Annotated in this window: 7 protein-coding genes; all 7 read left to right on the top strand. The window is 41.5% G+C overall.

Going from position 1 to position 11168, the window contains the following annotated elements:
- Positions 1-1011 precede the first annotated feature (1011 nt).
- The 7 genes from B3O12_RS01125 (at position 1012) to cas2 (ending at position 10960) form a co-directional block, all read left to right on the top strand.
- Entirely contained in the window at positions 1012-2331 is a 1320-nt protein-coding gene (locus B3O12_RS01125) for an NAD(P)/FAD-dependent oxidoreductase (protein WP_229838505.1), read from the top strand.
- 82 nt (positions 2332-2413) lie between these two features.
- A complete protein-coding gene (locus tag B3O12_RS01120) occupies positions 2414-3466 on the top strand; it encodes a sensor histidine kinase (protein WP_286754994.1) in 1053 nt (350 codons plus the stop codon).
- Positions 3467-3477: 11 nt separating this feature from the next.
- A complete protein-coding gene (locus tag B3O12_RS01115; RefSeq protein ID WP_286744287.1) occupies positions 3478-4200 on the top strand; it encodes a LytR/AlgR family response regulator transcription factor in 723 nt (240 codons plus the stop codon).
- Between the two features lie 600 nt (positions 4201-4800).
- A complete protein-coding gene (gene cas9 / locus B3O12_RS01110) occupies positions 4801-9015 on the top strand; it encodes a type II CRISPR RNA-guided endonuclease Cas9 (RefSeq protein WP_286754993.1) in 4215 nt (1404 codons plus the stop codon).
- Between the two features lie 71 nt (positions 9016-9086).
- Positions 9087-9662 (top strand): hypothetical protein, encoded by a 576-nt coding sequence (locus tag B3O12_RS01105; protein WP_286754992.1) that lies wholly within the window; start codon positions 9087-9089, stop codon positions 9660-9662.
- A 67-nt stretch (positions 9663-9729) separates the two neighbouring features.
- The gene (gene cas1 / locus B3O12_RS01100; protein ID WP_286754991.1) at positions 9730-10632 is read left to right on the top strand and encodes a type II CRISPR-associated endonuclease Cas1; all 903 of its coding nucleotides are present in this window, start codon (positions 9730-9732) and stop codon (positions 10630-10632) included.
- 22 nt (positions 10633-10654) lie between these two features.
- On the top strand, positions 10655-10960 hold the full coding sequence (cas2, locus tag B3O12_RS01095; protein ID WP_189628756.1) for a CRISPR-associated endonuclease Cas2: 306 nt from the start codon (positions 10655-10657) through the stop codon (positions 10958-10960).
- Positions 10961-11168: the final 208 nt, after the last annotated feature.

Genomic DNA, 11168 nt, shown 5'->3' with positions numbered 1-11168 from the left:
ATCGGTGAGGACACCGATTCCGGCCAGGGTTTAGTGCATAAAGTCATCTTTCTATGCTGAACAAGGCCAAATCCGATCCCTTTCCTTGCTGAGCGAAGCCGTAGCATCTCTCCAATCTCATGCCAGTCTTGGTGTCCTCACCAAGACATTGCCATAATCTGGATGGGAACGAAGCAGGGCCCATCAAAGTCCTCTATGAGAGACTTTGATGGGGCACTAGAAGCATCTGTCTAACCTTACGCCAGCCTTGGTGTCCTCACCAAGGCATTAACAGGTGAATCGGTGTGGACACCGATTCCGGCCAGGGTTTAGCGAGTAAAGTCATCTTTCTATGCTGAACAAAACGAGAGTCACTCCCTTTCCATACTAAGCGAAGTGGAAGCACCTGCACAAACATTCTAAGCTAGCAGATACTTCAACCATAGTCTGGATGGAAACGAAGCAGGGTTCATTAAAGTCCTCTATGAGAGACTTTGATGGGGCACTAGAAGCATCTGTCTAACCTTACGCCAGTCTTGGTGTCCACACCAAGGCATTAACAGGCGAGTCGGTGTAGACACCAATTCCGGCCAGAATTTAGCGAGTAAAGTCATCTTTCTATGCCGAACAAAACCAGAGCCACTCCCTTTCCATACTGAGCGAAGCCGAAGCATCTGTCTAACCTACTAACTTGGTAGATTCCTCCTCAAAGTCCGGACGAGAAAAGGGAACGTAAGAAGTAGCTACAAAAAAATAGTGCTGCCGCAACCGCGGACAGCACCATCTTCAACCAAAACATTAAAATCAACACTGTATCTAACACCTCAACGTCAGGCTCGTTAGCCTGACTTCAACCATCGATTTTAATTGCCTTTTTCTGACTTTATAACGGCAGCTAAGAACTGCTATTATAACCGTCTTCTTATTATTTGCTCTTTTAACACTTTTTGACACGCCAATGTTCCCACAAAAACTCACAAGTATGCGAACCGAAACATTTTGCCCTATGTTATGCTTCCAAACCCACAGGCTATGAGCAGCTTTGAACATCTCCACCTGGAGATTCCGAAGTCCGACAAGCAAAGAATCGTAATAATAGGCGGAGGCTTTGGCGGCATTCAACTGGTAAAAACTCTTCAAAAATCCAACTTTCAAATTGTACTTCTCGATCGGCACAACTACCATACATTTCAGCCCTTGTTGTATCAGGTAGCCACAGCCGGTTTAGAACCCGACTCTATTGCGGGAGCTTTGCGTCAGCTTTTTGCCCGGCACAAAGACTTTTACTTTCGTATGGCTCGCGTTACCGGGATAGACTCGGAAAGAAAGGTAATTAAGACCCTGGTGGGGGAGTTAGAATATGACCTTCTGGTAATAGCCAACGGATCTAAAACCAACTATTTTGGCGATAAGGAAATGTACAATCGTACGTTTCCGATGAAGCAAATTCCACAGGCGTTGGATTTGCGCAGCCACATGCTTCAAAACTTTGAACAAACGGTGCTTTCTAAAGAAGATGAAGAAAAAGACCGTCTGACCAACTTTGTGATTGTGGGTGGAGGCCCTACCGGTGTGGAAGTAGCGGGGGCATTGGGCGAGCTCAAAAAGCATGTGTTGCCAAACGACTATCCTGATATTGACTTCGACATAATGAAACTGCACCTGGTAGACGCAGGCCCAAGACTACTGGCGGGCATGTCTGAAAAATCGAGCGCCAAGGCCGAGTTATACCTCAAAGATTTTGATGTTGACGTTAGGCTTAACACTCGCCTGGTCTCTTATGATGGTAGAGATGTGGTGCTAACCGATGGCACCGTTATTCCGGCCAAAACTGTCATATGGGCTGCCGGGGTTACGGGCAATATTATGGACGGTTTGCCAAAAGAAAGCATTGGCGGTGGACGAATAATTGTGAACGAGTTCAATGAAGTAAAGGGTCTGCAAGATGTATTCGCCCTGGGAGATATTGCTGGTATGTATACTGCGCAAACTCCTAAAGGACACCCCATGGTGGCTCCCGTGGCCATTCAGCAAGCCACTAACCTCGGCAAAAACCTTATGCGGGCACAAAAAGGCAAATCGCTAAAACCGTTTGTATATAAAGACAAGGGCTCAATGGCCACCATTGGCCGTAACCGCGCAGTGGTAGACCTCCCTAAGTTTCATTTTGGTGGCTTGTTTGCCTGGATGGTCTGGATGTTCATTCACCTAATGTCTATTGTGGGTTTTCGAAACCGATTGGTCATTTTGGCCAACTGGGTGTGGAATTACCTGACCTACGACCGCGGCACCAGGCTCATCATTCGCACCTTTGTTAGAAACAAAGACTACAAGCCGGGAGATACGCTCTGATTTCCAGCCATATTGGTTGTTTACCTCTTGCAACAATGCTTTGTTTTGATTGGGCAGGTTTGCTTATTTTTCGGGTTCTACCATGGGCAAGAAAAGACTATACTGGATTCTACAAATACTCGGCTGGGGGCTCTACTTTGGCTCCAACTTTATCTCGCAGGGCTTAGATCCCTTTGAGCTGGGAGAAAAGGCCGTACAAAACCAGCGCACCGAGTTGGCCATTCATAGCCTATTCTTTTTTCTTACTACCCACGTCCTCATCAGAAACATAATTATTAAGCGCAAGTGGGTACAAATCAACATTGCGCGGGTAATTCCCAGAATTTTAGGTGTCATTCTTTTGGCTTCTATACTGGCCAACCTGCTCACCTTTCTTATGTACTATGTGTTTGGCACCCGATCGTTCAACGACCCAAGCCTGGTTACCGAGGTACTTCTACTCTTTGCTACCTCCATTGTGCTTTTCATTCTCTGGTCCACGGTATACTTTCTCTATCACTACCTGGAAAGTAACAACCGTTCGCTCAAATATGAGGCGGCCATGAACGAAATGCACCTCAACCAACTCAAAGCGCAACTCAACCCTCATTTTATTTTCAACGCCCTTAACAGCATGCGGGCGCTGGTAGACGAGGAGCCCGCTAAGGCCAAAATTGCCATCACACAACTTTCTAACATATTGCGCAACTCGCTCATTACCGATAAAAAAAGAGTAGTAAATTTTAGAAATGAGCTGAACACCGTAAAAGACTACCTCGCGCTTGAGGGTATTCGGTTCGAAGAGCGTCTGAAAGTAAGGTATCGCATAGACCCCAGCTCCGACCGATTCGATGTACCCCCCATGATGCTACAAACCCTGGTAGAGAATGCTATCAAACACGGGGTTTCTAACCTGATGGAGGGTGGCCTTATTGAAATTCAGTCGGCAGTACACGATAGCATACTGGTTATAAAAATCAGAAATAGCGGCCAATTGCTTCCGAACAGAAAAAAAACCAGCACCAGAAGCGGTGTAGGTTTGGTGAACACCAAAGAAAGGCTGAAATTGATTTATGGCGATGCCGCCACATTTAATATTTATAACGAAAATGATAAGTTTGTTGTGACTGAAGTGAAAATACCTCAGCGCATTTAAATATAAATTCTATGAGAGCACTTATTGTAGATGATGAAAGACTGGCTCGTAAGGAGCTTACGAATCTTTTGCAGGAATTTCAGGAAATAGAAATTGTGGGCGAAGCCGTGAATGCTGAGGACGCGGAAGAAAAAATTAATGCCTTAAAGCCCGACCTGCTGTTTTTAGACATTCAAATGCCCGGTAAAACAGGTTTTGAACTGTTGGAATCGCTCGACTCTGTCCCGGATGTTGTATTTACCACCGCATACGATGAGTATGCCCTAAAGGCATTCGACTACAATGCCATGGACTATCTGCTTAAACCAATTGAGCCAGACAGACTCAAAGAAACGGTTCAAAAACTGATTAACCGCAACAGCAAACCCAAGGCCACTACCGAAAGCAACCCTCAGAAGCTGGGACCAAGCGATAGGGTGTTTGTAAAAGACGGAGACAAATGCTGGTTTGTAAAGCTGGAGAACATCCGCCTGTTCGAGTCAGATGGTAATTACATTAAAATATACTTCGACAACTATAAACCCATGATCCACAAGTCGCTCAATGCACTGGACGAAAAGCTGGACGACCGTTCGTTTTTCCGTGCCAGCCGCAAGCACATTATTAACCTTACCTGGGTAGAAAGCATAGAATCTTGGTTCAATGGTGGGTTAATGGTTGTGCTGCGTGGAGGCGATAAAGTAGAAGTGAGCCGAAGACAAGCCGCCCGCTTTAAAGAAATGATGAGCCTTTAGTGCTCCAATAATCGTGTGGAATGGAACCTGACCCTGGCGGAAACGTCAGGGTTTTTTTTGTGGAAAATCAAGTTCCGGAAACCCTGAAACCTGAATCCCCAAACTTGTTGAATTTTAGGCGCACTTTGATAGTTTATATTTTTTAGCGAAATTATTTCACCTAAATACCCGAAGACTCTCAAAGACTAAAAAAGAAAGCGACCCGTAAAGGCCGCTTTAAATGTTTTCACAACGGAATAATCCTTATTGTGACTAGTATTCAAATTGTATTTGAAGCTACACTTAATTTTTTAAATATAAAATAGCACATAATGAAAAACACCTCAAAACAGCAGTGATAGACAAAACGAAAATAAAAAGAAGGGGGATACCCCCTTCCAATCAGAATACTAATCACAACTCACTCATGAACAATCGTGATTTTGCAGACTAAATTGAATTACTCTTCTGTATGGTACTTGCCGATGATACAATTCTCATAAAACTGGTTAGAGGATATTTTTACTCTAAAAGTAATATCACTAGTCCGCTACAAATATATAAAAGATAATAGACTTTCATGAGTGAGGGTTTGTAAAATTTTGTAATTTACATTTAAGTATGATTCAAAGAAGAAAAATTCTAGGCCTAGACCTTGGCACAAATTCAATTGGGTGGGCTTTAGTTGAAGAAAAAAGAGGTTCCGACAAGAAACTTTTGGATGGCCGAATCATAAAACTTGGCGTACGAGTGAACCCCTTAACGGTAGATGAGAAAAGCAACTTCGAAAAGGGAAAGCCTATTTCCACTAATGCAAACCGAACATCAAAAAGAAGCTCCAGAAGAAATTTACAGCGGTTCAAGCTAAGAAGAGAACATTTGTTCAACTCTCTTTTAAAAGCTGGCATAATTACCAGAGATTCTATTTTGGCTGAAAATGGAAATGGAACAACTCACCAAACTCTACGGCTCAGAGCAAAAGCGGCCCGAGAAAAAATTGAATTAGAAGAATTAGCCAGAGTGCTTTTTGCCCTTAATAAAAAGAGAGGTTATAAAAGTAGCAGAAAGACAAAAACCCAAGAAGACGGTGTAGCCGTTGATGGCATGTCAACCGCAAAAATACTCTACGATAACAACCTGACACCGGGACAATTTGCCTTAGAACAACTAAAGGAGGGTAAAAAATACATTCCAGACTTCTACAGATCAGATCTACAAGAAGAGTTTGATAGGGTCTGGCTTCATCAAAAAGCGTATTACCCAGAAATACTTACAGATGCTCTTTATAAAGAACTCAAAGACAAGAATAAAAAACAAACCTGGGCAATATGCAAAGAACCGTTTTCCATTGAAGGCATAAAGTTGAATGGAAATAAACATGAGCAAAAAATTCAGCGATATCAGCTCCGGGTAGACGCCCTATCTCATCAACTTTCTCTCGAACATCTGGTTATCGTTCTTCAAGAAATCAATAGTGATAAAAATAAGTCGAGTGGGTATTTAGGTGCCATATCTGACCGAAGCAAAATTTTATATATCAATAACCAAACTGTAGGTGAATATCTGTGGAAACAGATCGAAGAAAATCCTCATATCGCACTTAAAAACCAAGTTTTCTATCGCCAGGATTACCTTGATGAGTTCGAAAAAATCTGGGAAACTCAAACCAAATTTCATAAGGAATTAAACCCTGCGCTTAAAGAAGAAATACGTGATACGATTATTTTCTATCAGCGCAAGCTCAAATCACAAAAAGGCCTGCTGAGTTTCTGCGAGTTTGAAAGCTGGGAAGCCATAAAAAGAGACAAGGAAGGTAAACCCATTCTAAATAAAAGTACGGGGCAACCCAAAATGCAAATCACTGGCCACAGGGTTATTCCCAAATCTTCTCCCTTATTCCAGGAGTTCAAGATTTGGCAAAATATCAATAACCTTAGATTCATCCCCAAAAATGAAGGGACAGAGGGGCAGTACACTTTAGGAGAAGAAGATAAACAACTGCTTTTTGACGAACTCAATATAAGAGGGAGTCTATCTGAAAAAGAAGTATTAAACGTTTTGGGACTTTCTGATAAAGAGTGGAAAACAAACCAACCTGTACAAGATCGAAATAAGAAAACTGTTAGGCCTATAGAAGGCAACCGCACCAACCAAGCTTTGTACAACGTTTATCAGGCGATTGCAGAGAGAGAGGGCTATGGTTTTGATTGGTCAATCAAGTCGGCCTCAGAAATAAAAGCTGAGCTAAAAGCCATCTTTCCAGAGATTGGCATTGATGCGGAAATTTTGGATTTTGACGCTAACAAGGAAGGGGAGTTATTTGACAAACAGCCGAGTTACCAACTTTGGCACCTGCTGTATTCCGCAGAAGACGATCAGAAAGTAAGTGAAGAAGATCGACTGATTTATGGCAATGCCGATGTCAACTTAAAAAAGGCACTCCATTCAAAATTCGGCTTTAAACCAGAGTACGCAACCATGTTGGCCAATATTTCTTTACAAGAAGATCACGGCAGTCTATCTGCAAGAGCCATAAGAAAAATATTACCCTTTCTTCAGGCAGGTCATATCTATTCTGAAGCCTGTCAACTTGCGGGCTATAACCACTCCAATAGTTTGACAAAGGAAGAGCGGAAAGCTAAGGGTTTAAAAGGCAAGCTTGAAGTATTGCCCAAAAACAGCTTGAGGAACCCAGTAGTAGAAAAAATCCTAAACCAAATGATCAACCTGATTAATCAGGTATGTGATGAATATGGTAAACCAGATGAAATAAGAATAGAACTGGCCAGAGAGCTCAAAAAATCGGCCAAAGAAAGGGAAGAAGCCATAAGTTCAATCAATACGGCAACCAAAAAAAATGAAGAAATCCGTAAGATTATCCGAAAAGACTTTGGTTTTACCCCTACCAAAAACGATGTCATAAGATATAGGCTCTGGCAAGAGCTGCAGCACAATGGAGGCAGAACAATTTTCACCAACCAAAAAATTGAATACCGTGAACTCTATTCAAAGAACATAGACATTGAACACATCATACCAAAAGCCCTGTTGTTCGATGATTCCTTTTCAAACAAAACACTTGCCTTCAGAAGTGTTAATCTAAAAAAAGGAGACCGTACGGCCATTGATTTCATAGAGGAAGACTATCTCAGTGAAGTGAACGCCTACAAAAATAGGGTAGAAATGCTTTATAAGGCTGAAGCCATTAGTAAAGCCAAATACCAGAAGTTGCTCATGCCGGCTAATAAATTACCCGATGGTTTTATTGAAAGGGACCTGCGAAACAGTCAGTATATAGCTAAGAAAGCCAAGGCTATGCTAGAAGAAGTATTTGAATCGGTAGTTCCTACAACGGGGAGTATAACAGATCAATTGCGAGCTGATTGGGATTTGATCAATGTGATGAAAGAACTCAATCTTCCAAAATATAAATCGCTTGGCTTAACGAAAGTAGAAAAAAGATGGGATTCGGGTCGTGAAAAAGAAAAGGAGGTAGAAGTAATAAAAGATTGGACTAAACGCAACGATCACAGACATCATGCCATGGATGCCCTTACAGTGGCTTTTACTTCGCACAACCATATTCAATACATCAACTACCTCAATGCCAGAAGAGATGAAAACCATAAAAAACACTCTAATATAATGGCCATTGAGCAACTGATTAAAAAAGACCGGAAGTTTGAGCCACCTATGAATAATTTCAGGCAAGAGGCCAAAAAACATCTTGAGCAAATACTTGTTTCGTTTAAAACCAAGAATAAGGTTGTCACACAAAATATCAACAAAGCAAAAGGAAGTCACAAAAACCGAATCCAACTTACACCTCGGGGGCAATTGCACAAAGAAACCGTGTATGGACAAATCCTACGCCCATCAAAAAAGCCAACCAAGCTCAATTCCAAATTTAGCATTGAGCAATTAGCGCTAGTGGTTCACCCTGAGCAAAAAGCCATTGTAGAAGCGCATTTGGAAAAGTTTAATAAAAGCCCAGAGTTGGCCTTTAGTACAAAAACGCTAAAAAAATCTCCTCTAGAGTACAAAGGACAGCCTTTGAAAGAAGTCTATTGTTTTGACATCATTTACACGATTCGAAAAGAAGTAAACCCTGACAATTTCAAGGATCAAAAGAGTATTGAAAAGGTAGTTGATGTCAAACAGCGAGAGTTGTTGAAGTCAAGGCTTGCAGAATCTGGCGGAAACGCCAAAGCAGCTTTTTCTGATTTGGATAAAAACCCTATTTGGCTCAATAAAGAAAAAGGAATTCGTATAAAACGAGTAACCATAACAGGGGTTAGTCAGGTAGAAGCTCTTCACAACAAGAAAGACCATTTTGGTAAAGAAATTCTGGATGAGAATGGCAACTCTCAACCAGCTGATTTTGTCAGCACAGGCAATAATCATCACATCGCAATATTCCGAGACAAAGAGGGCAAACTTCAAGAAAGTGTTGTTTCCTTTTATGAGGCAGTTGCAAGAATTAACAATGGACTACCCGTTATTGATAAAACCTTAAATGCTGATATGGGTTGGCAATTCCTTTTTACAATGAAACAGAATGAAATGTTTGTGTTTCCCGGAGAGGACTTTGATCCTAGTGAAGTAGACTTATTGGATGAGAAGAATTCGGCACAAATAAGTAAACACCTTTTCAGAGTGCAAAAAATAGCCAGTAAAAATTATTTCTTCCGTCATCATCTGGAGACAACTGTAGAAACCATTAAGGTGTTAAATGGGGTAGCTTACCACTCTCAATTGGGTCTGAATAGTATTGAGGGCATTATAAAAGTGAGAATAAACCATTTGGGAAAAATCGTTCATGTAGGAGAGTATTGAAATTGCTCTTGGCAAGCTTAGAACTTTCCAAGAGATCAAAGTTCTTAACCATAATTGAAAAGACACGGCACATGCAAACAGAAAAGTACTATCACATTTATAATCATGCCAATGGAAGAGACAACCTTTTTATCTCCGTAGAAAACTATGAATACTTTCTTAGGCAGTGGACCAAATACATTAATCCGATTGCCAACACCCTGGCTAACTGCCTAATGCCCAACCATTTTCATTGTTTGGTTCTGATAAAGGATCAAGAGGAGATAGAAGCATCTTTTGGAAAGTTTGAAACTTTCCAAAAGCTAGAGTACCGCCTAAGTAAGCAGTTTGCAAGTCTATTCAGCAGTTATACACAGGCTTTTAACAAACGGCATAACCGAAAGGGAAGCCTTTTTGCCCCTAACTTTAAAAAGAAGGAGATTACTTCGAATGACTACATCTCCAAAGTAATTGCCTATATACACACCAACCCTATTCACCATAGGTTTGTACAAAACATAAAAGACTGGAGGTTTTCAAGTTATCAGAGCATTCTATCGGATAAACCGACACAAGTCAACCGACAAGAAGTGCTTAATTGGTTTGGTGGCAAAAACGCATTCGAAGACTTTCATCAGTCATATATAAACACATTACCAAGTGAATAAGACACGAATATTTAGACGCTAACCTTCCAAAAGTTTAGAGTTTTTGGAAGGTTCAAACGAACCGCATATGATAAAACGCACACTCTTATTTGGCAACCCGGCTCACCTTTCTACCAGCAAAAACCAATTGGTTGTCAAATATCCGAATGCCGACCAAAAGAAAACTATGCCCATTGAAGATATAGGTGTGGTTTTATTGGAACATCCTCAAATCACCATTAGTCATACATTGATAAGCAAGCTTTTGGGCAATCAGGCGGCCATTATTACCTGCGATGCTCATCATTTACCTCAAGGTTTAATGTTGAATTTGAATACGCACCACAAGCAAGTTGCACAAATGAGCAGTCAGCTAGCCGCTACAGACTCCTTAAAGGGCAAGTTGTGGAAACAAACCATTAAGGCGAAAATCCGGAACCAGGCGGCATTGCTCAAAGCCAATGGTATTCCGGCAGAAAACATGGAACACTGGGCAAGAAAAGTGCAGAGCGGTGACCCAGATAACCTTGAAGGAAGGGCTGCAGCATATTACTGGAAAAGCCTTTTCACTGACCTTATAAAAAACTTTAAAAGAGGCCGTTTTGAAGGAGAGCCCAACAATCTTTTAAATTATGGCTACGCTATTCTGAGGGCCTCCGTTTCACGCTCACTGATGGTCTCGGGTCTTTTGCCCACCATTGGCTATCATCATCATAACCAGTACAATAGTTACTGCCTAGCGGATGATGTAATGGAACCATACAGGCCTTTTGTGGATCAACTGGTATTGGAATTAGTAAGAACCGAAGACAACTATGCTGAACTCACCCCAGCTCTAAAGCAAAAGCTCTTACAAATTCCTGTTCTTGATGTGAAGATAAATGGCTTAACCAGTCCATTAATGACAGCGCTGCAACAAACTACATCTAGTTTGCAAAAGTGTTATTCCAAGGAATTGAAGGAAATCAAATTCCCAGCTTTTGAGTTTTGACAGGCTTAATCAATATAGAGTCATGTGGGTAATGGTTCTCTTCGATCTACCGACAGAAACCAAAACCGACACCCGCAATTATCGGAAGTTTGTGGATATGCTGGAAAAAGATGGCTTCACTCGTTTTCAGTTCTCCATTTTTCTCAGGCATTGCTTAAGTATGGACAATGCAAAAGTTCATATGAAAAGGGTGAAAATGAACCTTCCACCCAAAGGACATGTGGGTATTTTTCATATTACGGATAAACAGTTTGGCATGATGGAAGTATTTATCTCGGCCAAAAAAGAAGAATTGCCCCAGCCAACCCAGCAATTAGAGCTTTTCTAAAAGCGAGAAACCCCAAGCTAAGTCTCTGAAAATATGAGGCTTAACTTGGGGTATCCTCAGCTAAGATACAATTTGAATGCTAGTCACAACTAGGCGTTTTAGTGTTGGCCCTTCCGGTGGCCTCAGCTAAGATACAATTTGAATGCTAGTCACAACTGAGAGCGCGTCTTCAGATCAAGGCTAGCTCCTCAGCTAAGATACAATTTGA

This window comes from Roseivirga sp. UBA838, from assembly GCF_002296035.1.
In the GTDB taxonomy this organism is placed as follows: Bacteria; Bacteroidota; Bacteroidia; order Cytophagales; family Cyclobacteriaceae; genus Roseivirga; species Roseivirga thermotolerans.
Note: the sequence above shows the minus strand (reverse complement) of the source record. Positions and strands in the feature narration are given on the sequence as shown.

Bases quoted from the DNA above. Each gene is read 5' to 3' on its own strand.
- B3O12_RS01125 (WP_229838505.1), top strand. From the start codon at position 1,012: ATGAGCAGCTTTGAACATCTCCACCTGGAGATTCCGAAGTCCGACAAG.
- B3O12_RS01120 (WP_286754994.1), top strand. From the start codon at position 2,414: ATGGGCAAGAAAAGACTATACTGGATTCTACAAATACTCGGCTGGGGG.
- B3O12_RS01115 (WP_286744287.1), top strand. From the start codon at position 3,478: ATGAGAGCACTTATTGTAGATGATGAAAGACTGGCTCGTAAGGAGCTT.
- cas9 (WP_286754993.1), top strand. From the start codon at position 4,801: ATGATTCAAAGAAGAAAAATTCTAGGCCTAGACCTTGGCACAAATTCA.
- B3O12_RS01105 (WP_286754992.1), top strand. From the start codon at position 9,087: ATGCAAACAGAAAAGTACTATCACATTTATAATCATGCCAATGGAAGA.
- cas1 (WP_286754991.1), top strand. From the start codon at position 9,730: ATGATAAAACGCACACTCTTATTTGGCAACCCGGCTCACCTTTCTACC.
- cas2 (WP_189628756.1), top strand. From the start codon at position 10,655: ATGTGGGTAATGGTTCTCTTCGATCTACCGACAGAAACCAAAACCGAC.